The 23,824-nt window shown below is 65.2% G+C and carries 21 protein-coding genes and 1 pseudogene; 10 read left to right on the top strand and 12 right to left on the bottom strand.

Annotation, left to right across the window (positions count from 1 at the left end; genetic code table 11):
• Nucleotides 1-9: 9 nt before the first annotated feature.
• On the bottom strand, nt 10-1,872 hold the full coding sequence (locus AC1DSF_RS07515; RefSeq protein ID WP_478182544.1) for an arylsulfatase: 1,863 nt from the start codon (nt 1,870-1,872) through the stop codon (nt 10-12).
• A gap of 117 nt (nt 1,873-1,989) precedes the next feature.
• Between AC1DSF_RS07515 and AC1DSF_RS07510 the strand changes: the two genes are divergently transcribed.
• The 6 genes and pseudogenes from AC1DSF_RS07510 (at nt 1,990) to AC1DSF_RS07485 (ending at nt 6,583) form a co-directional block, all read left to right on the top strand.
• Nucleotides 1,990-2,916 carry a LysR family transcriptional regulator gene (locus AC1DSF_RS07510; RefSeq protein ID WP_478182543.1) on the top strand — a complete coding sequence of 309 codons (927 nt, stop codon included), beginning with the start codon at nt 1,990-1,992 and terminating at the stop codon, nt 2,914-2,916.
• Nucleotides 2,917-2,985: 69 nt separating this feature from the next.
• Nucleotides 2,986-3,381 carry a hypothetical protein gene (locus AC1DSF_RS07505; RefSeq protein WP_478182542.1) on the top strand — a complete coding sequence of 132 codons (396 nt, stop codon included), beginning with the start codon at nt 2,986-2,988 and terminating at the stop codon, nt 3,379-3,381.
• A complete protein-coding gene (locus AC1DSF_RS07500; RefSeq protein ID WP_478126596.1) occupies nt 3,372-3,728 on the top strand; it encodes a TfoX/Sxy family protein in 357 nt (118 codons plus the stop codon). Before AC1DSF_RS07505 ends, AC1DSF_RS07500 begins: the two co-directional genes overlap by 10 nt.
• A 116-nt stretch (nt 3,729-3,844) precedes the next feature.
• Nucleotides 3,845-4,333: pseudogene (locus tag AC1DSF_RS07495) on the top strand (LysR family transcriptional regulator); the annotation flags it as partial.
• A 170-nt stretch (nt 4,334-4,503) separates the two neighbouring features.
• On the top strand, nt 4,504-4,767 hold the full coding sequence (locus AC1DSF_RS07490) for a LysR substrate-binding domain-containing protein (protein WP_478182541.1): 264 nt from the start codon (nt 4,504-4,506) through the stop codon (nt 4,765-4,767).
• A gap of 118 nt (nt 4,768-4,885) precedes the next feature.
• Nucleotides 4,886-6,583 carry a carboxylesterase/lipase family protein gene (locus tag AC1DSF_RS07485; RefSeq protein WP_478182540.1) on the top strand — a complete coding sequence of 566 codons (1,698 nt, stop codon included), beginning with the start codon at nt 4,886-4,888 and terminating at the stop codon, nt 6,581-6,583.
• Nucleotides 6,584-6,592: 9 nt separating this feature from the next.
• Here AC1DSF_RS07485 and AC1DSF_RS07480 read toward each other — a convergent pair whose 3' ends face one another.
• A complete protein-coding gene (locus AC1DSF_RS07480) occupies nt 6,593-7,654 on the bottom strand; it encodes a class I SAM-dependent methyltransferase (RefSeq protein WP_478182539.1) in 1,062 nt (353 codons plus the stop codon).
• Nucleotides 7,655-8,036: 382 nt separating this feature from the next.
• Between AC1DSF_RS07480 and AC1DSF_RS07475 the strand changes: the two genes are divergently transcribed.
• Entirely contained in the window at nt 8,037-8,321 is a 285-nt protein-coding gene (locus AC1DSF_RS07475; protein WP_478182538.1) for a hypothetical protein, read from the top strand.
• A 17-nt stretch (nt 8,322-8,338) separates the two neighbouring features.
• Here the strand turns inward: AC1DSF_RS07475 and AC1DSF_RS07470 are convergent, their stop codons facing one another.
• The 6 genes from AC1DSF_RS07470 to AC1DSF_RS07445 all read right to left on the bottom strand — a co-directional run bounded on the left by AC1DSF_RS07470 (nt 8,339) and on the right by AC1DSF_RS07445 (nt 13,487).
• Nucleotides 8,339-8,662 carry a chaperone modulator CbpM gene (locus AC1DSF_RS07470; protein ID WP_478182537.1) on the bottom strand — a complete coding sequence of 108 codons (324 nt, stop codon included), beginning with the start codon at nt 8,660-8,662 and terminating at the stop codon, nt 8,339-8,341.
• 5 nt (nt 8,663-8,667) lie between these two features.
• Nucleotides 8,668-9,627 (bottom strand): DnaJ C-terminal domain-containing protein, encoded by a 960-nt coding sequence (locus AC1DSF_RS07465; protein WP_478126590.1) that lies wholly within the window; start codon nt 9,625-9,627, stop codon nt 8,668-8,670.
• A 42-nt stretch (nt 9,628-9,669) separates the two neighbouring features.
• Nucleotides 9,670-10,290 (bottom strand): histidine phosphatase family protein, encoded by a 621-nt coding sequence (locus tag AC1DSF_RS07460; protein ID WP_478182536.1) that lies wholly within the window; start codon nt 10,288-10,290, stop codon nt 9,670-9,672.
• Between the two features lies 1 nt (nt 10,291).
• Entirely contained in the window at nt 10,292-11,896 is a 1,605-nt protein-coding gene (locus tag AC1DSF_RS07455) for a phospholipase D family protein (protein ID WP_478182535.1), read from the bottom strand.
• 11 nt (nt 11,897-11,907) lie between these two features.
• Nucleotides 11,908-12,552: a CDP-alcohol phosphatidyltransferase family protein gene (locus tag AC1DSF_RS07450; protein ID WP_478126587.1), complete on the bottom strand. Its 645-nt coding sequence runs from the start codon at nt 12,550-12,552 to the stop codon at nt 11,908-11,910.
• 128 nt (nt 12,553-12,680) lie between these two features.
• Nucleotides 12,681-13,487, bottom strand: a complete 807-nt coding sequence (locus AC1DSF_RS07445) for an IclR family transcriptional regulator (protein WP_478182534.1) — start codon at nt 13,485-13,487, stop codon at nt 12,681-12,683.
• A gap of 117 nt (nt 13,488-13,604) precedes the next feature.
• Here AC1DSF_RS07445 and AC1DSF_RS07440 point away from each other — a divergent pair, with 117 nt between their 5' ends.
• Genes AC1DSF_RS07440 through AC1DSF_RS07430 form a run of 3 tightly spaced genes read left to right on the top strand, consistent with a single transcriptional unit; the run spans nt 13,605 to nt 17,510 of the window.
• Nucleotides 13,605-14,582 (top strand): tripartite tricarboxylate transporter substrate binding protein, encoded by a 978-nt coding sequence (locus tag AC1DSF_RS07440; protein WP_478182533.1) that lies wholly within the window; start codon nt 13,605-13,607, stop codon nt 14,580-14,582.
• Between the two features lie 19 nt (nt 14,583-14,601).
• A complete protein-coding gene (locus AC1DSF_RS07435; protein ID WP_478182532.1) occupies nt 14,602-15,408 on the top strand; it encodes an enoyl-CoA hydratase/isomerase family protein in 807 nt (268 codons plus the stop codon).
• Nucleotides 15,409-15,413: 5 nt separating this feature from the next.
• Entirely contained in the window at nt 15,414-17,510 is a 2,097-nt protein-coding gene (locus AC1DSF_RS07430) for an acetate--CoA ligase family protein (protein ID WP_478182531.1), read from the top strand.
• A gap of 239 nt (nt 17,511-17,749) precedes the next feature.
• Here the strand turns inward: AC1DSF_RS07430 and AC1DSF_RS07425 are convergent, their stop codons facing one another.
• The 4 genes from AC1DSF_RS07425 to AC1DSF_RS07410 all read right to left on the bottom strand — a co-directional run bounded on the left by AC1DSF_RS07425 (nt 17,750) and on the right by AC1DSF_RS07410 (nt 23,796).
• Nucleotides 17,750-20,137, bottom strand: coding sequence for an acylase (locus AC1DSF_RS07425; RefSeq protein ID WP_478182530.1), 2,388 nt, complete (start codon nt 20,135-20,137; stop codon nt 17,750-17,752).
• A 73-nt stretch (nt 20,138-20,210) separates the two neighbouring features.
• Nucleotides 20,211-20,984, bottom strand: coding sequence for a glutamine amidotransferase (locus AC1DSF_RS07420; RefSeq protein WP_478126582.1), 774 nt, complete (start codon nt 20,982-20,984; stop codon nt 20,211-20,213).
• A gap of 32 nt (nt 20,985-21,016) precedes the next feature.
• Nucleotides 21,017-22,426: a GTPase/DUF3482 domain-containing protein gene (locus AC1DSF_RS07415; protein ID WP_478126581.1), complete on the bottom strand. Its 1,410-nt coding sequence runs from the start codon at nt 22,424-22,426 to the stop codon at nt 21,017-21,019.
• Complete coding sequence (locus tag AC1DSF_RS07410; RefSeq protein ID WP_478182592.1) at nt 22,423-23,796, bottom strand: DUF2868 domain-containing protein; 1,374 nt, start codon at nt 23,794-23,796, stop codon at nt 22,423-22,425. Before AC1DSF_RS07410 ends, AC1DSF_RS07415 begins: the two co-directional genes overlap by 4 nt.
• Nucleotides 23,797-23,824 lie beyond the last annotated feature (28 nt).

Genomic DNA, 23,824 nt, shown 5'->3' with positions numbered 1-23,824 from the left:
GCGCGGGCCTCAGGTGTGAGCGTGGCGGGGGCGCGTCGTCACCCGTCCACCCGCCGCACTGCGCCTGCGCAACTTGCGCAATCCAAACACGATGGCGGCGACCAAGACGACGATCAGGAGCACCGCGGCGGCCAGAACGCCTGCCATCTGCCGAACCAGCACCGGCCAGTTGTTCTTCAGCAGCTGAAAGAGAGGGTTGTAGCCGGCGGGCGGATTGATCACGCCGTTCTGGCGGATGTAGTCGTCGTACTTGGCCAGCATGGTCTTCATCAGTTCAGGCTTCTCGGCGCTGAGATCGCGCGATTCGGTCGGGTCCGACTTGATGTCGTAGAGGTGCCATTGACCGTCGAAGAACGGCGCAACATTGCGGCTGATCTTGTAGTCGCCAAAGAACAGCGCGCCAGCTCCCGTCGCTTCGAAGCCGACCGAGTAGTCGGCGGGGTGGATCGACGGCGCATGTCCCTCCAGATAGGGCAGCATGCTCGTGCCGGTCGGACGGTTCAGCTTCTTGCCCTTGTACACGTCGCCGGGCATGGGGATGCCGGCGATGTCGAGCATGGTCGGCAGAAAGTCGGTGACGTAGGCGAACTGGTCGGTCATGCCGCCCGGCTTGATGCGCTCCGGATAGCTCACGATGAATGGCACCCGCATGCCTCCCTCCGCGGACGTGCCCTTGAAGCTCGCGAAGGGGGTATTGGACACTTCCGCCCAGTCCTGCCCGTAGTGGACATAGCTGCCCTTTTGCCCCAACGTATCGATGCCGAGTGCATAGTTCACGCGATACCAGAGCTTGAACGGCAGGTTGAGGTTGTTGAGCTCGAAGGGGTCCGCGCCGTTGTCCGACATGACCACGAAGACGGTGTTGTCCAGTTGGCCGGTGCGCTTCAGGTAATCGCGGAACCGGCCGATGTGCTGATCCGCGCTGTCCAGCATCGCTGCGAAGACTGACATCTTCTTGGCATAGAGCTTCTGGTCCTTGGCGTCCAGGCTGTCCCAGCTCTTGCGCAGCACTGTCTCGGGCAGCTTCAACCCGGCAGGCACCAGGCCCATGTCCACTTGGCGCTGGTAGCGCTCGGAGCGCAGGTTGTCCCAGCCCTGCGTGTAGCGATCCTTGTACTTGTCGATGTCCACTTCGGGTGCCTGCAGTGGCGAATGCACGGCCTGGAAGGCGAGGACCGCAAAGAAGGGCTTGTGGGTGTCCTTGCCGTCCTCGACATAGCTGATCATCCGGTCGACGTAATGCCGCGTCGAATAGAAGTCGGCGGGCAACACCGCGCGCTTGCCGTCTTCCCACCAGACGGCCTCCATGTTGAGCGGCGCGTAGACCTTGGCCTCGAAGTTGTCGGCGCCCGTCTGCTCCAGGGAGATGTACCGGTCCCAGCCTTTTGCGCCGGGCGCGTGCTCGAGTCCGTCGCCCATGTTCCATTTGCCGGCGAAGTAGGTGGCATAGCCGCCGTCGTGCATCAATTGCCCAAGACTGTGCGCGTTCGGGCTCAGGAAACCCTCGTACCCGGGCTGGCCCTTCTGGTTGTCGGCCATCACGGGGCGCAGCGAGCCTGCGCCGGCGCGATGGTGGTCAATGCCGGTGTGCATCATCGCGCGGGACGATTCGCAGGTCGATGCAGTGTGGAAGTTGGTGAACCGGACGCCGGATTTCGCGATGTCGTCGATGTTGGGTGTCTTGATCTCGCTGCCATAGGCGCCGAGGTCGCTGAAGCCGGCATCGTCGATCACCACGAACACGATGTTCGGGCGAGGCTGCGCTGGCTTGTCGGCGGGGTCGGCTGTCGCGCCGTGCACGCTCGACACCAGCAGCGCCGTGGCGGCGAGCGAACACGTCAAGCCTCGGACCTTGGCCCATCTTTTCGTCATTTGTCTGTCTCCGGTCTTTGTGCGGCAAAACGCCGGGCGGCGAACGCGCGAGATGGGAGTTTGAACACGCGGCAAAAATGTGTCCAACGCAAAAATAGCCCGAGTACATTGCGTTTCATGCAACCTGACCCGAAGCTCGCCACCGACCTGCGCCGCTTGACGCACTTGATCGCCTTGGCCGAAGAAGGTCGCTTCTCCCGCGCCGCGGTGCGCGTCCACCTGAGCGAAGCGGCCTTCGGCCGCAGCATCCGAAGCCTCGAGGATCAAGTCGGCATGCGACTGTTCGACCGTGATGCCCAGCGAGTTTCGCTGACCCAGGCCGGCCAGATGGTGCTCGAGCGTGCGCGCGCCCTGGTCTTCGACAGCAGTTGCCTGCAGCGCGACATCGAACTGATGAGGCAAGGCGATGCCGGCGAACTCGCGATCGGTGCCGCGCCCGTTCCCGCGGCCATCATCATGCCGAGCCTGTTGTCCGAGCTTGGCCGCAACAGCCCGCGGCTCGTCACGCGAGTTCGTCTCGGCAACCTGATGGCCCTGATCGAGAAGCTGGAAGCGCAAGAGCTCGATTTTTGCCTTGGCGAGCCCAGACTGCTGGCCCGTAGCAGTCGCTATTCGACCGCTTTGGTCGGTGTGCAAGGTGGGGCCCTGTTCTGCCGGCCGGGCCATCCCATCGAGCGCATCGGCAAGATCGACGTCGAGGTCCTGCGCCGCTATGGCATCGCCGGAATTTCTGCGACGCACTCCGTCATGGAGCACATTGCCGTCAGCTACGGCTTCGAATCGGTGCATGACTTTCCGCTGACGGTCGAATGCGATGACCTGAACCTGCTCGGCCGCCTTGTTGCCGAAACCGACGTGCTGGGCCTGTTGCCCGACGGGTTGACCGAGGCGAGCAGGCTGGACCTGCGCCGCCTCGACATCAAGGTGAAGGCGCCTTTGGCGGTCAACATCCACGCCATCTGGTTGAAGGGCCGAACGATGTCGCCGGCGGCGCTGCGTGCGGTGAGCCTGGCCCGGCAGATTGCGGCGAGGCAGAGCGCTTGATCCGCGCAACGGCCGTTACGGCGCAGTGTCTTCCGTTGAAGCGAAGAGTGGTCCATTACGATTGACGGTATGCGTACTGCGATCTACTACTTGCTGATGCTTCTGCTTGGATTCGCCTGGTACAAGTTCGGGCAGAGCCTGCTTCGGAAGGGCTATCGCGACGAGAACCGCGAACTCACGAAAGGACTCATGGGGCCGATGGGATTCCTCGTGACGGCCGTTGTGACGTGCGGCCTCCTGTTTGCCTTGTTGCGTGCGCTGTTTCGAGGTGAGGTGTCTTGCGTGGGCAGGGGTTGCAAGATGCAGATCTACACCTTGGCGGCACATGCTGGCGAGTACTGGGCCAACGTGTCATACCTCGCGTGGATGGTGCTCGGGCTTGGCTATGCGATGTATGTGACGTTCAAGATCTGGTTTCGAGCGCCTGAGGCCCTCGAGACAAAGCAGGGGACACGATGGCACTAGCTGAAGAACTTCCCGAGTTGTTCGAGCGCTTCGGGCGCGTGTCGGCCCGGCGCATGTTCGGCGGTCACGGCGTCTTCCATGAAGGGCGTATGTTCGGGCTGGTGATTGGCGAGCGCCTGTACCTCAAGACCGACGAGGCGAGCCGATCCGATTTCGAATCGAAAGGGATGGCGCCCTTCGCGTACATGCGATCAGGCAAGCTGACGCAGACCTCGTATGTCGAAGCGCCGCCCGAAATCTACGAAGACCGCGAGGAAGCGGCACGCTGGGCCCGCCTGGCCTGGGAGGCTGTCCTGCGCAAGGGCGGCGCGACCGTGCGACGCAAGACGGCGACTCGGAAGAAGTGATCAGAATGACGTTGTTGGCGCCGGCCTGCCAGCACAGCAGCAGAACAGCAGAACAAGAGAAGACTGCCTCACCACTCCACTGGAGTCGTTCGTGACCACCTCAAGCTGACGTCCTCATGGATGAATTGTCGAAGCTGTTCCAGGACCTGATGGCATTCGCTGCTGTCGTGGACGCCGGGGGATTCAATGCTGCAGGCGCGAGGTTCGGGGTTCCACCCTCGCGGCTAAGCCGCTCGGTCGCGGCGCTCGAAAGCAACCTGGGCGTCCATCTTCTTGTGCGCACCTCGCGGCGTTTCACAGTGACCGAAGTTGGCCGGCGAACCTACGAAGATGCGGTGAGTGTTCGCGCGCGGTTGCAAGGCGCTGCGGCCGCAGCGAGCGATTCACGCGGCGAACCCTCGGGCTTGTTGCGGGTTTTGTGTCCAATGGCGCTGGCTTCGGCCTTGGTCGGCCGTATCGCAATCGAGTTCATGATGCGATATCCCCGCGTGAAGATCGTGATCGAGTCGACCGATGGCAGGAGCCGTCCCTTCATGGCGCCAGCAGACCTGGCCATACAGCCGAGTCTGCAGCCACTTCGCGATTCGAGCCTGGTCGCACGCTGTCTGGCGAATGCGCACTACGTGGTCGTGAGCGCACCGGGTCTGGCGCACGAAATCCCGAGGATCCCGGACCGACAGACTTTCCTTGCTTTCCGGCGGTGGGATGGACGTTCTTCCCCGATCCTGCGCATTGGTCTTTGCAGCATTCCCGCCATGGCAGGCATGAGATCACCGTGGACGTGCGCTTCAGCACCGATAACCTGCTGCTCATTCGCGAAGCGGCACTGGCAGGCGTGGGTGTCGCACAGCTGCCGTATGTACTGTGCCGCCGGGACATCGAAGAAGGCCGCCTGCGCGTGATCGCGCCCGACTGGGCTGCACCTCAGGTCGGCATCTACGCGCTGTATCCCTCGCGGCGCGCCCTCACGCTGGCGGGTCGCCGGTTCATCGATGCTTTGGAAGAAGGCATGGCCTCGCTCGAACGCGATCCGCGCTGACCCGGATCGTTGCACCTCTGGAACGCTGCATTGCGGTGGCGGCCTTATGCGAAGTACGCGCGATGCCTAGCATTCTCCCTAGCCGCTCGCGCCCGGGCGGTGCATCCACAGGAGACATATGCAAACAGACGCGCTTCGCGCAGCGGCCACACGCCGGCGCTTCCTGCTCTCAAGTGCCGCACTGGCAGCCGCGCCCCTGGTGGGCTGCGGCGGTGGCGGTGATAGCGGCATCGGCATCGGTGTCGGCGGCGATGCCAATCTCGTGGCCGCAACCGCGTCCGGCAGTTTTCGCGGCCGACAGCAAGATGGCGTCACTTCGTGGTTGGGGATTCCCTATGCGCAGCCCCCTGTAGGGCCGCTACGGTTCCAGGCGCCGCGACCGGCCCAGCCTGCAACGGGAATCGTCGACGCCGCTGCTTTCGGGGCAGCCAGCCTGCAGACCGTCGGAGGCATGGTGTCCTGGATCTATCCATCGCCGGACCTTCAAAGCGAAGACTGCTTGACGCTCAACGTCTGGAGCCCATCAGGAGCTCAGCGCCTGCCGGTGATCGTCTGGTTTCATGGTGGTGGCTTCCGCACCGGCGCAACCGGTATGCCGCTCATGAACGGCAAGTTGCTTGCGCAGCGCGGTGTCATCGTGGTCACGGCCAACTATCGGTTGGGTGCTCTCGGCTTGCTGTCCCATCCGGACTTCGCCGATGCCGGCAATGGCTCGACGGCAAATTGGCAATTGCAGGACATGGACGCGGCGCTGCGATGGGTGCGCGACAACATTGCCGCGTTCGGCGGCGATCCAGCGCGTGTCTGCGTCGTGGGCCAATCGGGTGGCGCCATGCACACGGCGATGCTGGCCCAGAACCCTGCGTACCGCAGCACTTTCCACAAGGCGGTGCTGCTCAGTCCGCCGAACGTGACACCGCCGGCCTCGTTGACCATGACGGATGCAGCGGCCTACACCGAACTGCTCGCGACCAGGTTCGGTACCACGCCCCGCGGGCTGCGGGACCTGCCGGCAAAGGCGTTGCACGATGCCGAACTGGCTCAGAACGCGGTGCCTTTGCCGGCAGGATTCACCTCGGGTGCGTCACCCTACAAGCTCGCGCCCGTCGTCGATGGCAAGACCTATCTGGGCGACTGGACTCGGCGCGACTGGCCGTCGGACCTGCCTGTCGTCATCGACTACACGCTCGACGAAGGCGCTTTCTGGTGGGACCTCTACGATCCGGCGACCAACACCATGCTCACGCCGACACCTCCCGCCACGCTGCCCGCCCTGGGCGCCGCGCTGGCGGCCCAACTCGGCGGCCGAACCGACGCTGCCAATACAGTCATCGACGCGTATGTTCAAGCCGCGCTTGCGGAAGGACGGCCGACGACCCCATCGCTGCTGTGGACGGACATCTTCGGCGACCAGTTGCTGCGCAATTTCGGAACCCGCTATGCAGCGCGTCTTTCCACGGCCGGTGTGCCGGTTCGCTTTGGTTCCTACATGCACGCGGTCAAGGCGCCCGGGCGTGGCGTGCCGCACTGCGCTGATGTTCCCATGCTGTTCGGAACCTACGGACTGAACTACTACCGCGACAAGCTGGGTGCCGCACCGCAAGAGGCGCAGTTATCCAACCAATTCATGGCGGCCATGGTGTCGTTCGCCAGCGAGGCGCAACCCACGCTCGGCACAGGCGAGACCTGGCCGCTATATCGGCCCGGCACCGCCACTGCCGTGCGCTGGGGCGAAGGCGCAACAGGCGACACCGTGCTGGGTGCGGTGCCGAAGCTGAATCAATTGAAGGTCTGGGATGCTGTGTTGGGCTATTGACCTGCGGCTCTAGGGCCGGGCCTCGAAGACAAGGTTGAACGGCGTTTGCGCAGCGCGCCGAAAGCGACTGAACCCGCCTTCGCGCGCGACGGTGCCCAAGCGCTGCTCGCCGGCCTGGGCGCCAAGCCCGAGCCCCACTTCCTGCGACAGCGAGCAGGGCGTGCAGACCATCGTGGAGGCGCTGTAGTAGATGCGTCCGACCGCATTGAGGTTGTCCTCCAGCCGATCGTTGGCGAAAGGCTCGACGATCATCCACATCCCGTCCGGCGACAGCGTCTCGCGCACGTGCCTGGCCGCTCCCACCGGGTCGCCCATGTCGTGCAGGCAATCGAAGAAGGCGACGAGATCGAAATCGCGGCCAGGATACGTCTTCGCGCCAGCCACCTCGAAGCTGACGCGATCGGCGACGCCCGCCGCGGCCGCGCGCTCACGTGCAGCGTTGATCGAAGGCTCGTGATAGTCGTAGCCGATGAAGGTCGAAGCAGGGTAGGCCTGGGCCAGCACGATCGTCGAAGCGCCGAAACCGCAGCCGACATCGGCGACGCGAGCGCCTGCATGCAGCCGCTCGCTCATGCCGTCCAGCGCCGGAATCCAGCTCGGCTCCAGGTTCGCGTTGTAGCCGGCCCTGAAGAAGCGTTCCGTGCCTGTGAACAAGCTGGGGTGGTGTTCGTGCCAGGCGAGGCCGGTGCCGTCGCGAAATGCCTTTTGCACCTTGTCGATGTCGTAGAACATCGACATCAGGCATTCGAATCCGCCGCCCATGAAGGCAGGGCTGCTGTCGTCCGCCAGCACCAGTGCGGCTTCCGGCGAGAGTGCGTAGGTTTGCGCGTTCGGGTCGTAGTCGACGAAGCCGCTGGCGACCTGCGCGCTGAGCCACTCCTGTGCGTAGCGCAGACGCAGATGCGTGCGTTCGCTGAACTCATCCACCGATATCGGCCCGGCGCCCGCCATTGCCTTGTACAACCCGAGGCGATCACCCAGGATCACTAGCGGCGCACTGGCCAGCGCGCCGAACTCGGTGACCATCCTGTCGAGCAGGGCATTGAGCTTGTCGTTGTCAATTTGCTGCATGGCTTTGCTCCTCGAGGTTGCATTGGCTCTCTGTAATTCGGGCGCCGCGCTACTGCGGTTACGTCAGAAAAAAAAGCCGCAGATCGGCCCGCTGCGCATCATGGTCACTCGACCATCGCTGGCTATACTCCGGCCCGTCGCGCACACTCAGCGTGACCGGGTTTAGCAGCCCGACAAGCACCCCTGCGACGAAAGCCGCAGTGACTCTCGCAGGATCTGCGGCTCTTTCGTTCGCGCGCCATTTTTGGCGGCTCGGATGGGAGGGCTCACGCCCTGCCGGTTCTCGCAAGGGGTGCCCGGTCTGCTAACCCGTTCGAGTCGCCGCCTTCGTTTAGCAGCGGGAGCGACGGTTTTTGCAAATCGCACCCTTTGGAGGCCATTGATGGTCCACCCTACTTGCGCGCCCGCGCGCCACCCAGACGTTCCGACACAAGGCAATCTCGCCACGCTCACCCAACAAGCAGTCGGCGAAATCAACGCATTGAAGGAGGCCTATCGCGCTGCCGGATGCATCCACGGTCTTGTCGTGTCAGCGCGCACAGCACGCGACGATGAGTTCTTCACCACCCCGAACGATCTGCGCGCCCTGATCACGCTGGTCAATTCAGAATTCGAGCGTCGCCTTCAGATCGTCAAGGCAACCATCGCTTCGATGCCATTGCCTTGAACGCCGGGGCAGCTTCCTCAGATCTCCCTATCGAGTCCGCGCGCGCGCAGCACGGCCTTCAGGCGGCGCACTTCGTGCTCCAGATCGAGGATCAGCGCGGCGGCGTCGAGGTTGACGCCGAAGTCACGCTCCAGTCTTCGCGCGGCCAGCGCGCATTGCAGGTCCGTGCTCTGAAAGCGCCATTGCTCGGGGCTTTCGGCGGGTGCTTGCGATTCGATGATGCCGACCTCGACCAACTGCACCACCCACTCGATTTCCGCGCCGCAGGCATGGGCGAGTTCGGTGGCGGCGAGTGGGTGCAAGGCGCTGAGCGCCGTGGTCGTGACGGAAACTGTGGCCATGGTCGTCAAACTCCGAGATGGCGGCGCGGATTGAAGGGGGCCGCCTGTGCAAGTTGTTCGTAAGCCTTGCGGGCCGCATCGGTGTCGGCCGGGGGCAGCGCAATCTCGAGCAGCAGGTAGAGATTGCCGGGCGGCTTGCCTGGGAGCCCGCGTTCCTTCAACCGCAGCTTGAGGCCGTTGCGTGCATTGCGCGGCACGGTGACCTCGACGACCCCGCCCGTCGGCGTGGGCACCTGCACCTGTGCGCCCAGCGCGCCTTCGGTCGGCGTGATCGGCAGCGTCATGTAGAGGTCGCGGTCTTCGATGCGATAGAGCGGATGCGGCGCGATGCGCACTTCGAGGTAGAGGTCGCCGGCAGGCTCGCCACCATGGCCGGGCATGCCCTGGCCCGCCAGGCGGATGTACTGCCCGGGATGGACGCCGGCCGGGATCTTCACGCTCAGCGTGCGCGTCTTCCATTCGGGCATGCCTTGCGCGTTGATCTCCTGCGAGCGCAGCGTGATCTCGCGCTCCGCACCCTTGAGCGCATCTTCGAGCGCAATTTCGATCGCGGCGTGATGGTCTTCGCCGCGCGCGCGGTAGTTTCGGCGCTCGGCACCGCGGCGTTCGGCCGCGCCGAAGAGCGACGAGAAGAACTCGCTGAAGTCCGCGTGATCGGCCGGCCCGGCGTGCGGCCCGCGATGGAACTCGAAGCCTTCGTCCCAGTTCGGCGGTGGCTGAAAGCTGCCGTCGGGGCTGCCGCCGCGCGCGACGTGGTCGGCGAGTTGGTCGTAGGCCATGCGCTTTTCCTTGTCGCGCAGGACGTCGTTGGCTTCGTTGACGTCGCGCATGCGCGTCTCGGCGTCGGGCTCCTTGCTGACGTCGGGGTGGTATTTGCGCGCGAGCTTGCGGTAGGCCTTTCGGACCTCGTCTTCGGAGGCGCCGCGCTCGAGGCCGAGGATCTTGTAGTAGTCCTTGAATTCCATGTCGCTTGTTTCCTGAAGATCCGGCAGATACGAGGAGGAGGGTCAGGCCAAGGCTGCGCCGCCTTCGACCTGCTGCATCAGCGGTGTCATGCGCCAAATGGTGCCGCTGCGCTCGAAACGCAAGGGCTGCGCGTTGCCCAGCACACTGAGGTCGACGGGCACGCCGAGCAGCGCCGCGAGCGCATAGAGCGTGCCGCCGTGCGCGACCAGCAGCACCGGCCCGGGATGCGTCAGCGCGTGTTCGAGCGCGACGCGCGAGCGCTCGACGAACTCGGCCAGCGTTTCGCCACCCTCAGGTTCGCAGGCCCAGTCGATATGGAGCGACGACGTGCCGATCAGCGCACCGAAGTTGCGCTCGCGCAGACCTTCGAGCACCACGGGCGCAATGCCGTGCGGGCTCGATACGGTGTGCGCGGTGGTCAGCGCGCGATGCACGTTGCTGCTCACGATGCTGCGGATCAGCTCGCCGGCCAGCAATTCGGCGGCGCGCGCCGCCTGCTGCAGTCCTAGCGCGCTCAGCGGCTCGTCGACCGACTGGAAGATACGCCGCGCGTTGCATTCGGTCTGCCCGTGGCGCAGAAAGTAGAAGTGGTCGCACGCCGGTGCGAGTGGTCGTTCGGCCGCCAGGGCGGCGAGTTGTCGGAGGCCAGGGGCGGCAGTCATCTCAAAGAAGCCATTCAATAGGAAGAATTTCGAGGAAGTCGATCCAGAGACGCTGGAGGGCGTCCGAGCCTGGTTCGGTGGTGAGCGTGGCCTTGCTTTCAGGGTCGTTGTCGATCCATTCGATTTTCTCGCCGTCCGGCTGAAGGCGCACTTCATAGGCCTTCGACGGAATGACCGTTTCGAACTGATTGGTGAGCATTCCGGCGAATTCGGGACTGTCGATGACCACGCCCATCTCGGTGTTGAGGCGCGAGGAGCGAGGGTCGAGATTGAACGAGCCGACGAAGATGCGTTCGCGGTCCACCGCGAAGGTCTTGGCGTGCAGGCTCGATGCGGAACTTCCGCCGCTGCCGCTGCCGCCGCTGCCCGGAAAGCCGCGCTCCCGGTCGCCGCTGCCGCCGGCGGCGTTCTTGCCGCTCTTGTCCGGTGGAGGCACGGCCGCACCCGGCTTCAATTCGTAGAGCACCGCGCCGCTCTTGAGCAGTTCCTTGCGGTACTTGGAGTAGCCGGCATGCACCGGGCTGACATCGGTTGCGGACAGCGAGTTGGTCAGAATGCGCACCTTCACGCCGTTCTCGGCCATGGTGCTCAGCATCTTGGTTCCTTCCTTGCCGGGCACGAAGTAAGGCGACACCAGGTCGATCTCGCGCTTTGGATTGCCGAACAACTCTCGCAGCGCCGGGGCCATCTGGAGATCGGTGCGCGTGGTGGGTTGGAGCACCTTCTCGGGGTCGTCATGGATGACGTGCGCCGTCGTCCATCCGAAGCTGAGCTGATGCTCGGCCAGCTCGCGCATCAGCGGCGTCTGCCGCACCGATTCGGCGTAGCGAATCGCCTCGGGGTTCTGGCGTACCGTGTCCCAGCCCGCGCGCAGGGTTGCTGCGCTGCCGGCCGGAGCGGGTGCCATCAGGCTCGAAGCCGGGTAGGCCGATGCGCTGTTCCAGAACAGGTCGAACTGGTTGGACACTTCGCTCACGACCGGCCCGATCGCCAGGACGTCCAGATCCTGGAAACCGACTTCCATGTTGGCGCCGTAGTACTCGTCGCCCACGTTGCGGCCGCCGACGATCGTGGCCATGTTGTCGGCGGTGAATGACTTGTTGTGCATCCGCCGATTGACGCGCGAGAAATCGAGCGCAAAGTCGCCGACCCTGAAGCCGCGATTCGCGAAGGGATTGAACAGGCGGACCTCGATATTGGGATGCGCATCCAGCGCGGCGAGCGTGGGGTCGAGCCCACCGGTGTTGGCGTCGTCGAGCAGCAGGCGCACGCGCACGCCGCGCTCGGCCGCTTGCCAGACGGCTTCCCAGAGCAGTTGGCCCGTGGTGTCGGCATGCCAGATGTAGTACTGCAGATCGAGGCTTCGCTCGGCAAGCCGTGCCAGGACGATGCGCGCGGCAAAGGCGTCCTCCGCATTCGAGAGCGGATGGATGCCGGACTTGCCCGGATGGGCCGCGACGAGCGGAAGCACGTCCTTGCCGAGCCGGGTGTCGGCCGTCTGGGTAATGGCGGTGGACGGCGTTCGCTCGACATGGCCCGGCAGGCTGGCGCATCCGGTGATGAGAAGGGCGAGGGCTAAGGCGACGAATACACGTGGGGCAATCATGGGCTCGATGCTCAGAGCTTGGGGATGCGCAAGGTCTTGCTGATCATCAGCGTGCCGGAAAGCGCAAACAGCAGGCTCAACGGATGCAGCACCCAGGGGCCGAGCGTCCAGGCGCCGCCCCAGATCGCCTCGCCGATGCGTCCCTGCCAGGCCGCGAGTGCCAGCACGCCGACAAGCACGACACTGGTCGGGATGGGCGTTCCTTCGAAGTACTTGACCTTGTCGGCGCCTTCGGAGAGCGCTTCGGCGGTGACGTTGTAGCGTGCGAGCCGGCTGACGCCGCAGCACACGAAATAGATGAGGATGACGCAGTCCCAGCCGCCATTGAGTCCCGCCGCGAAGGCGAGGGCGGCAGGCAGCACCCCGAAGGAGATGATGTCGGCCAGCGAGTCGAGTTCGCGCCCGAGTGCCGAGTGCGTCTGCCGCCAGCGCGCGATGCGGCCGTCGAACACGTCGAAGATGAAGGCAGCGGGTGCGAGCGCTGCAGCCCAGAAGAAGTGCTCGACAGACCGGCTCGCGATATAGGCCATCGCAAGGAAAATCGCGCCGACACCGCAGGCCGCATTGCCGAGCGTGAAGAAGTCGGCCAGATGAAAGCCCCGGATCATCGAGAAATGCTTGCGGGGCGGGCGCTGGGCGGAGGCGGATGTGGCCATTCTGGGGGTCCTTGAGGGTCCTTGGGCGAACTTTTCGCCCACACCTTAGCGCATCCCGGGCCCGAAGTGGGTCAGCCTCGGCGCCATCTCGCGGGCGGCCGCCTTTGGGCGCGCTTTCACCATTCTTTTCACCATTCATCCGTTGCGACGTCCAACTCGTGCTGGATGCGCTTTCTCAACGCGAGCAGCGTCGGTGCGAGTTCTTGCACGACGGCAGCAAAGGGCTCCGCCGTCGACACGCTCATGTTCAAGGCATAGGGCGAGCCCCTGAACATCAGCGGCGCGGCGACTGCGACCACTTCCGGCTGCCACGCCGCTGCGCAGTAGCCTTCTTGTGCCACGCTGCGAATGGCCGCCGCGAGCGCTGTCCCCAGTTCGGCCCATTGCGCGCGGCGCACCCGGCGGAAATAGGCGAGCAACAGCTTGCGCTGCTCCTGCGGCGCGCTCGCGAGATAGGCGCGACCGAGCGAGGTCAACTCCATCGGCACGCGCTGGCCCGACACGACCTTGCGCAGGGACGGCCTGCGGTTGTAGCGGATCGATTCGAGGTAGACCATTTCGTCTCGGTCGGGAGCGGCCAGGCCGACGTTGACCCGATGCTGCTGCGCGGCATCGCGCATGTGCGGCGCTGCGATGGCGAGCACGGTCGAACCACTGCGCATCGCATGCGCCAGGCTCAACACCGGAGGCGCCAGCCGGTAGGCCCTGGTGCGCGGTTCCACCTGCAGGTATCCCGACCCGACCAGCGTTTGCGTGAGACGACTTACCGTGGCGCGCGAGAGCCCGGTGCGCTCGGCGATCTCGGCATTGCCCAGAAGCTCCGAGCCGGGGCGGAACGACCGCAGGATCTCGATGCCCCGCTCCAGAGACCTGTTCGCAGGGGATACGCCGGGCTTCCTGGCCCCCAGCGCGTGCGCGTTTGTCGGCGAATTCATGTGTGTGGCGAAGTCTAGCGAATTCCACTGCATGGAATCGCGGGGCTGCCAAACGGAGCAAGGCTTCCTAAGCTACTCCCGTTCCGTTCATTTGTTCGCATTACAGGAGACAAGCCGATGACCATGCTCTTCCGTTCCTTTCTGTGCCGTCTCGCCGGCTGCCTGGCCGTGACGGCGCTGGCAGCTTCCGCGGCGGTCGCCGCCTTCCCTGATAGGCCGGTGAAGCTGGTCGTCCCTTTCGCGCCCGGCGGCGGCACCGATGCCATTGCACGCGCGCTGGGGGTGGGCATGACCAAGGCACTGGGCCAGTCGGTCATCGTCGACAACAAGCCCGGCGCGGGCACCATCATCGGCAGCGATGCGGTGGCAAAGAGCGCCCCGGACGGCTACACCGTGCTGGTGTCGACCTTTGCACATGCGGTGAACCCGAGCCTGATGGCCAAGCTCCCCTATGACACGCAGAAGGCATTCGCACCGGTGATCCTGCTGGCCCGGGGCCCGAACGTCCTCGTGGTGCGCGCGGACAGTCCCTACAAATCAGTGGCGGACGTGGTCGCAGCCGCACGCTCCAATCCCGGCAAGCTCACCTACGCATCGCAAGGCAATGGCACTTCGGCGCATCTGGCAGGCGAGATGTTCACGAACCTGGCCAAGGTGCAGATGACGCACGTCCCTTACAAAGGCGCCGGGCCGGCCTTGACCGATCTGCTTGGCGGTCACGTCGACATGATGTTTGCTACTGCGGCAGCGGCTTCATCGCAGGTTGCAGGCGGCAAGCTGCGCGCCATCGGCGTCACCTCGCCTCAGCGCGCGGCGGCCCTGAAGGATGTGCCAGCCATCGCGGAGACCATTCCCGGCTACGCGGTCGAAAGCTGGTATGGCCTGTTCGTCCCGGCGGCCACGCCCCCGGCTGTGATCGGCAAGCTCAACGAAGCGGCGAAGAAGGCCACCGAGAGCGCAGAGTTTCGCAAGATGCTCGAACCCGAAGGCCTCACCGTGAGCGCCGGCGCTCCGGCCGAACTCGGCGATTTTGTGAACGGCGAGACCAAACGCTGGTCGCGGATCGTCAAGGAAAACAACGTCAAGATCGACTGAGCGAAGAAGGATGAACCCCATGGACTACGCCCTGATCCAACTCCAGGTAGAGCGCGGCATCGCGACGCTGACCTTCAACCGCCCGGAAAAGCGCAATGCGATGAGCGATGAACTGCGTGCCGAATTCATTCACGCACTGGAGCGCGTCGCCGCCGACAAGCGCATTCGAGCCCTGGTGCTCACGGGCGCCGGCAAAGGCTTCTGTGCCGGTGGCGACATCGCGGGCATGGAGCGCCGCATGAACGCGCCCGCCGGCGAGGTCGCATTCAACGGCTGGCACCGGCAGCAGCGCGTGCATCACACCCAAGCCCTGCTGCACACCATGCCCAAGCCGGTGATCGCCGCAGTCAATGGCGCTGCATCGGGCCTCGGCGCCGACACCGCGCTCGCATGCGACTTCATCATCGCGAGCGAGTGGGGCAGCTTCAGTTGGTCTTACATCCACCGCGGCATCATTCCTGATGGCGGCGGCATGTATTTCCTCCCGCGCCGCGTCGGTTTGCCCAAGGCCAAGGAACTGATCTTCACGGGGCGCAAGGTTGAAGTCGATGAAGCGCTCGCGCTGGGCATCGTCGATCGCAAGACCACGGCCGACCGGCTCGTCGCCGACGCCCAAGCCTGGGCTGCCGAACTGAGCCAAGGCTCCGCGACCGCCCTCGCACTGTCGAAGACCATCCTGAATCAGACCTTCGAACTGCCGGCCCAGCAGGTCTTCGCCCAAGGCAGCCAGGCGCAAGGCATTTGCTACACCAGCACCGAGCACCGTGAATCGGTCCGGGCCTTTCTCGCCAAGTCCTCCAACGCCGCCGGCACCACCAAGGGCTGATGGCCATGGAAGCTCTCTCTGCTCTGTCCAGATTGCTCCAGCCGCGAAGCGTCGCCGTCATCGGCGCATCGGGCGACCCCGCGAAGACCGCTGGCCGCCCCGTGTCGTACCTCCTGAAGCACGGCTTTGCCGGCAAGGTCTTTCCGGTGAACCCGAAGCTCGAGCGCATCGGCGACTTGCCCTGCTACCGCGACATCGCGTCGCTGCCCGAAGTCCCCGACGTCGGCATCGTCCTGCTCGGCGCCGAGCGCGCCCACATCGCCGTTCGCGAGCTTGCCGAACGCGGCGCCGCCGCAGCCATCGTGCTGGCAAGCGGCTACACGGAAACCGGCGACGAAGGCGCGCGCCGGCAACAGCAGTTGCTCGAAGCCGCAGGAACCATGCGCATCCTCGGCCCCAACACCATCGGCTTGGTCAACCTGACCGACGACATCGTGCTCTCCGCCAGTGGTGCGCTGGAGATGGACCACTTCCACGCAGGCGCCATCGGCGTGGTGTCGCAAAGCGGCGGCATCCTTGGCGCGCTCTTGTCGCGTGCTGCTGCCCGAGGCATCGGTCTATCGAAGCTGATCTCCACCAGCAACGAAGTCGATCTCGAACTCGCCGACTTCATCGACGCTTTGGTCGACGACCCCGCAACGCAAGTCATCGCGCTGTACATCGAAGCAATCCGCCATCCGCAGAAATTCCGCGCTGCCGCCCTCAGGGCCGCACGCGCAGGCAAGCCCATCGTCGCCTTCAAGATCGGCCGCTCCGAAGCCGGCGCCCAAGCCGCCGTGTCGCACACAGGTGCGCTCGCAGGTGCGGACCGCATGTACGACGCCTTGTTCAAGCAAACCGGCATCATCCGCGCGCAGACATTCGGCGATCTTCTCGACGTGCCGGCTGCTCTCGCCACACGACGCACCCTGCGAGGCAAACGCGTTGCCGTCCTCACCTCTACAGGCGGCGCAGGCACCCTCGTGTCCGACAGCCTCGGCGTCTGCGGCTTCGAGACCCCCGCCCCCGACGAACCCACAGCGTCCGCCTTGCGCGCCCTGCAAACCGGCGACCACGCCGCCCTCGACCGCAACCCCATCGACGTCACTTTGGCCGGCCTGCAGCCTGATCTGCTGCGCGGCGCCATCGAGGCGCTGCTCTCCAGTCCCACCTACGACGCCTTGGTCATCATCGTCGGCTCGTCCGGCGTCGGCAGACCCGAACTGATGGCCGGCGCCATCGAAGGCGGCCTTGCACAGTCCGACAAGCCCGTGCTCGCCTACGTCAGCCCCCACGCGCCCGAAGCCGCCACCTTGCTCACGCAACGCGGCGTCCCCGCATTCGTTTCCGCGGAGAGTTGTGCGGCAGCGCTCGCCGGCATGCTCCAGGCAAGCCAATGGTCCCCGCCAGGCATCGAGCCGCCGCGCGCATCCGTTCACGCGCCGACGCAAGACCTCCCCACGGGCTCACTGGATGAGGCGCAGGCCAAACAACTGTTCGCAAGCTTCGGCGTCCCTTGCGCAAGAGAAACGGTCGTTGAAAACGGCGCAGCCGCCGAACGCGCCGCGCGCGAACTGAGCGGCCGTGTGGTCCTCAAAATCCTCTCCAGCGAAATCACCCACAAGAGCGATGTAGGCGGCGTCGCAGTCAACGTAGAGCCCGCAGAGATCGCATCGCGCCTCCAGGCCATGGCCGATGAAGTGGAGCGAAACACAGGCGCGCGCCCCAAGCGTTTTCTGGTTCAGGAAATGGTCACCGGCGGCATCGAACTGATCCTGGGCATGCACCGCGACCCACTGGGCACGGCCATCCTGCTGGGCATGGGAGGAGTCACCGCCGAATTGTTCAAGGACACCACCATTCGCCTGCTCCCCCCAGAAGGAGCCCTGAGCAGCAGCGAAGCCTTGGACATGGCCCGTGAACTCAAAACATGGCCGTTACTGGACGGCTTCAGAGGACGCCCCAAAGCCGACGTCCCAGCACTGGTAGAGGCCATAGTCGCTTTCTCCCGCATGGCTGCAAAGCTAGGCGAACGCCTGATAGAAGCCGAAATCAACCCCCTCTTCGTGCTCCCGCAGGGCTCAGGCGTAAGCGCAGCCGACGCAGTAGTAGTCCTAGCCTAAGAGCACCCTCGTAGAACAACGACAGAGCCCGGTATGCGGTGCGGCTGTGGGCGACCCTTCTGCGCCGCCGAAGCGCGGAGACTCAGGCGGATCAGGGCTGCGTGTGTCTGAGCGAAGCGAGTTTCACGCGGCCCCCGCCTGAGTCGAGCACTGCAGGGAAGCCCGAAGGGCCGGCGCAGCGGGGTCGCCCACAGCCGCACCGCATACCGGGCGGCCCCACCAACGACAACGAACAGCCTTCAATAAGCCAACCGCAACGGCCCCCCCACAAGCTGCGCCTGCACATCAGCCCGATGAAACGGCAACGGATTCCACTTCTTGGCAGAGAACAGCGCCAACTGATCGTAGTAATAAGGCGAAGCAGGATCCGTACTCTGCCCATAAGTCAGCAACCCTTGCGCCACAGGCCCACGTTCATCAAACGTCACGGTCTGGATATAGCTGCTGCCGTAATTGATGTTGTACCCCTTCGGGTCGATATAAGACTGCCCCTGACTCTCCACCTTATTGAGCACCCCTTCGAACTCATCGCCCCCAGGAATAGTAATTTTCTGCCCGCGCACCGTGCGCGTCTGCACCTCCGCCAGCGGCACATCAGCCGCGAAGCCTGCAGTGCGAACCACACCCACAGCATCCCCGAGCGACTTGAACACAGCATCACGCGTCGCAGGCGTTGCCATATCGAGCCCCGCTGGCGTCACCACCGGACGGGCAGCATCGAAAGGCACGCGCCACACCTTCGGGATGTCCTTCGTCTTGCGCCAGAACTCACGGAAGAGCGGTGCGCCCTTCGAAGCACTGTTGCTCGTGCGGTCCCACGACGCCAACACCCGGCAGCCCAGCTTTTGATCTTGCGTCAGTGCCGAAGCATTCGCAGAGCATGCCGCAACCAGATCGTCCATCACCAGCATGCCCGCCAGGTTTTTGTCGCGGAAGATCACAGTGCGCAAATCTTGCGCGCCCATCTTGTTGCCGCTCAACCCATCGTTGCCCGCAAGCCGGCCTTCAATCTCCATGATCCCGCTGCGCGTGCGCAACCGCTGCGGCGTTCCGATGAAGCCTACCAACGGGGAAACACCCGCCATCGGCGCAATGTGCGGATTGCTCAGCCAAAAGCTGTCATTGCTGTTTTGTACCCAGTCCGGCGTCACCACCACAGGCATCCGCGCCGGCGGAATCGCGCCCGGCATCGCGGCTGCAGTGTCGCGATTCCATGCGCAAGCCGAACGCGAACCATCGAGCACCGGCAAACCTGCCGCATTCAAGAGTGCCGCAGCAGCAGGCGAGGGCGCGCACGTCTTCAGCATCTCCGCCGAGACATCGGGCACCACCGAAAGGTCCGCGTACATCGCATTGCCATCGCGATCCGCCGCAATCGTATTGATCCACGGCATCCCCTGATTGCCCATCGCCGCACGCAATTCTGCGACGTTGTGAGCTTGCGCCATCTTGATCCAGCTCTGCGCCGACCGCGTATTCAGCGTGTTCACATCACGAATCGCATAAGCCTTCGTCGCAGTCCAGTCGAGCCCCGCACGCGGTAGCGAAATCACCGGCCCCCATTCGGTGCTGTAGAACGTCTTCTGCGCCGGCGCCTTGCCTGCCTCCGCCGAGGATGCCGGCAGCGTGACAGTCTTCGCAATCATCTTGCGCGGCTTCCCATCGACGATGTAGACCGTCGGATCRCTCGGGTCGAGCTTCAGCTCATACAGCGTGAAGCGCTTGCCCGTCGACACCGTGTGCGTCCATGCCACGTCCTTGTTGAATCCGATTGCCACCACTGGGCTCAGGCCACCCGTCGCACCCATCACGTCGAGCTGCCCCGGAATCGTGAGATGCATCTGCCAGAACCGGTTCGTGCCCACCCACGGAAAGTGCGGGTTGCCGAGCACCAGCCCGCGCCCATCCGGCGTGGCATTGCGCCCGAAGGCCCAGCCATTGGAGCCGAGTTCGCCCCCTTCAGGATTCGCATTGAAACTGTGGCGCGAGATTTCAGCCACCGCCTCTTGCAGATCGACCGCCACCGACGAAGTCTTCGCGCCCGCGGCTGGCGGCGCCGCGGCCAGCTCCGCGCCGGCCAATGCACCGATGCCGCCCTGGATCATCGACATCTCGGTGGCCCGCGCGAGGTCGGCCATCGTCATCGGTCGTACCCAAGGCTTGCCACGGCACGCTTCGGGCAGGCCGTTCGGACCCGTGTCCTGCAAATACCGGTTGTAGCCCGCCACATAGCCGCGCAACGATGCCCGCACTTCAGGGCTCAGGTCGGCCGCGGCGCGCGCGAGTGCGGCGTCGTCCATGTGCGCGCGCACGAAGAGGTCGATCTGCGCATTCGGCATGCGCCCGAGGCCCAGTTCGCCCATGCCCTGCGGTCCGAGGAACTGCGCGCGCTCGCCCCGCACCGTGAGCAGATGCTCGGCCGTCTGGCAGACGTTGTCCTGCGCATGGGCGTAGCCGACGCCGTACGAGACGCCTTCGAAGTCCGGTGCGGTGATGTGCGCAATGCCGTAGGTGGTCCGCTCGATGGTCACGCTGCGCGTGCCTGGAGCGGGTGTGCTGGCGCAGCCCGCGAAGAGGGCGGCCAATGCGACGGCGCCGAACGCGAATCGCGTGGGGGTCAATGTCATGAACAAGGCTTTCGAAGAGAAAAGGGACGAGCCGTTGATTACAAGGTGCCCCTGCCCGCGAAGGCGATGCGGGCTAACCCTGAATCGCAGTCGCCAAGGTGCCAGCCGATGGGGCGTCATGCGCCTCGGCGATTTGCGCGAAGCGGGCAAGCAGACCCGACGCCGATGCAGTCGGCTTCACGCGTTCGCGCAATGCCGCCGCATCAACGCCCTCGGCACGCAGCGACTCGGCAAAGTGATCGACATAGCCGCGCATCGCATCGTCGTCGAACTCCGGGTGGAACTGCACGCCCCATGCGTTCTTGCCGACGCGGAACGCCTGCGTCGGCTCGAACTCGTTGCCCGCCAATCGCACCGCGCCATCCGGAAGCCGCAATGCGCTCTGCCGGTGAACCACGTGCGCATCGAAGCGCCTCGGCAGATCGCGCACAAGAGGATCGTCGGCAGCCTCGGGCCGCAGTTCGACCTCCACCGTGCCGAGCTCCAAGCCTGCCGGATGATCGCCAGCCTCACCGCCGAGGGCGTCCGCCAGCAATTGATGGCCAAAGCAGATGCCCAACACCGGTGTGCCGTGCGCCACCAGTTGCGCAAGCCATGCGCCCGTTGTTTCGCTCCACGGCTCGCGGTGCGAAACCATCGCGTGCGAGCCGGTCACGATAGCGCCCGAGATTGAAGCGGGGGACGGCAGCATGTCGCCACGACGCGGGTCCAACACCATCACAGGCAGCGAAGTGTCGCCGAGCCCTGCGGCGATCCAGTGCTCGAAATCGCCATGTCGATCGCGCAGCGCATCCAGCGTGTCGCCCGCCTTGATGATGGCCAGGGGACGGGGGGAGAGGTTTTCCATTTCGCGATCATGCCGCAGCAGCGTGGGCTCGTTCAACCGGGGTCGCCGGCCGCGATCGTGGCGCCGATACGGCGAGCCACCTCTGCCACGAGATCCTGCCGCTGAGGCGCATCGCGCCATCGAAGCCGCACGCCGGTCTCCCAGTCCGGATGGCTGCGTGCGGGCTGCGCCGCGCGAACCACGTCAACGAGCGCGCGTTGGTCGGTCGCGTTCGCGGTGCTCGTCGCGATCCTCTGGACGGCCGCATGGCCGCGATGTTCAAGCGCACCCAACAACCTGAGTTGCCATCCCATGAGCACGAAGAGCACGCGATCTTCCACCGTGAGCTCATGCACGTCGCGCAGTTTGTTGACGAGCTTGCGGCCCATCGGCCCCCAGCCTTGCGACATCGCGCCGCCGATCGCACCCCCGAGCGCAGCGCCTGTGCCGAGCGAAAGCCCCGCGAGCGCAATGTCGGCAACCACGCCCACGGCCGCCCCGACAGCCACGCCCTTGCCGAGCAGGATGCCGGCATCCTTCAGCGCCTCGGGATGGAAGAAGTCCATCGTCCAGCGGCCCTCCAGCAGCGGCAGCGACGCCTCGTCGGCATCGCCTTCGCGAAATCCGTACAGCCCGAGCAAGTCGTCGGCGCAACGCTGGGCCTTGTCGAAGAGCGACTTCTGCAGATCGGCGATCAGGCGCTTGCGGCCGCGCTCGTCGGCAAAATCGGCCGCCGTGGCGGTGCGCCTCATGGCGGTCGCATCGACCAGCAGTTCAGCGATGCGCCCGGACGCGGCCTCACGGCGCTGCGCGAACTCCGCTTCGAGCGATGCCGCGACGCCGTCGAGCGCGGCGCGCCGGTCGCGCAGCAGCGTCGAAAGATCGCGGTACAGCTCCCGTTCCGATCCCACGAAAGGCGCCGCCGCATCGAAACGCACCACCACGTGCAAGCCGTACGCCGAGAGCAATTCGCGCCAGGCCGCTTCGCGACTCGCGGGATGGCGCACGAAGTTCAACACCGGCAGCACGGGCCGCGCGCAGGCATTCAACAGCTCGATCTCGGCGCGAAACTTCGGCAGCACCGGTTCGCGCGCATCGATCACCAGAAAGGCGGCGTCGACCTCCAGCAGGGCGCGAAGCACCTTGGCTTCCTGCTCGAACACACCGTGCGCTTCGGGGCCTTGCAGGAATCTGCGAATGCGATCCGGGGGAGTCAGGTCCTTGTCGAAGGCCTGGAGATGCTCGCGCAACGCGACGGCGTCTTCGAGGCCGGGCGTGTCGAAGAAGCGCACCGCGGGAGCACCGTCGACGATGAGATCGATGGTTTCGACATGCCGCGTGGTGCCCGGCCGCTCTGACACCGCGCCGAAATCCACTCGCCGCGTGAGCGTGCGCAACAGCGATGTCTTGCCGGCGTTGGTGTGGCCGACCACCGCGATGCGGATCGGTGTGCCGGAGCTCATTTCCAGTCGTGGAGCAAAGGCTCCAGCGCATCGCCCGCGCGGAGCGTGTCCAGCCCGGCATGGGCCAACCACGCGTGCCAGCGCTGGCGAGCGTCGTCGTCGACGGTGGCACCGAAAAGCCACAGCCGGCAATCGCCGCACGATGCCATGACTTCGCGCAAGAAGCGCTCGGTGCCGCGGTCGGGGCTCGACGCCGCATGGCAACCCACGAGAACGCGTCGCGGCCGCAGGCGGGCGAGCGCATCGAGCACCCGGTGCCGTGCGTCGGCGCTCCCGTCGATGCGCATTGCGGTGGCGTCGCGCATCTCGAGCGCGGCCGGCGGCCACGGAAGTTCGTCCGGCAGTTCGAAGCCGATGGCCATCAGCGCGGCGGTGGTGTCGCCCGCCGGAAGGCTCTGCGTCATGAGATGCGGCAGCGGTCCGGGATCGGCATCGACGATCCTCGGCGGCGCGAGCGCATCGAAGCGCGCAAGCAGCTTGCGGTAATAAGGGTGCGACAGATCGGGCCGCAGAGCCTTGCTGCGCGCCCGGCAGACTGCGGCACTCAGCGCAGCGAACACCATGCGCGGCAGCAGTCCGTAGACGATGAGACAGCCCGTGAGCCACAGCGCGAGCTCGCGTTGACCCGAAGCCGCCGCCGTGGGCGATCGCACCACTTCGGCGGCGGGCACGGGAAAGCCCAATTGCGCCGGCAGTTGCCCGAGCCATTGCACGCCCTGCACAAAAAAATCGGGGTCCAGGATGGTGGTCTCCCAGTCCAGCGTGTAGTTGCGGAACGAAAGCGCAAAGAGCATCGCCACCAGCACCACCGTGAACGACAGCGACCAGATCGCGTGACTGACGAAGCCGAGCGCCCAATGCAGCATCCGCGCCCGCGTCAGCAACCGTGTGACGGCTCGCAGCAGCACCGGCGCCTGGCCGTGCCGCCCACCGGCAACACGCGCCGTGAGCGCCAGCCAGAGCCATCCGAACGAGGCGCTGAATGAACCCAGCGGCAAGAAAAGCCCGATGAGCCAGAACAGCAGTGTGACCAGGTGTAGCCCAAGGAGGCTGACCAGCGCGACCACCACGTTGATGCGCCGCTCTCCGCTGTCCAGCACGTTGCCCGCGAGCGACAGCCCGGCGAAGACGATGAGCGCGACCAGGCCGAGCAGCACCCACGGCGCCCATGCGCGGGCGCGGGAAATCTCGGGTTGAAGGCCGATGCGCTGACCCAGGACGCGCGCGCGTTCGGCAATGCGTCCGGCGCTGTCCGATCGAAGGAAGGAGGCTTCGCGCAGGGCCTGCGCGTCGTCGAGCGGGCCGGCCTCTTCGATCAACTGGATCGCTTCGGTGATCGCCGCGTCCTGCAACGAAGAGTGATGCGCCACTGAATTCAACAACTTCCTTTGAGCTATA

The organism is Variovorax sp. 01N429, from assembly GCF_056399425.1.
This window is presented reverse-complemented; position numbering and strand designations above follow the sequence as displayed.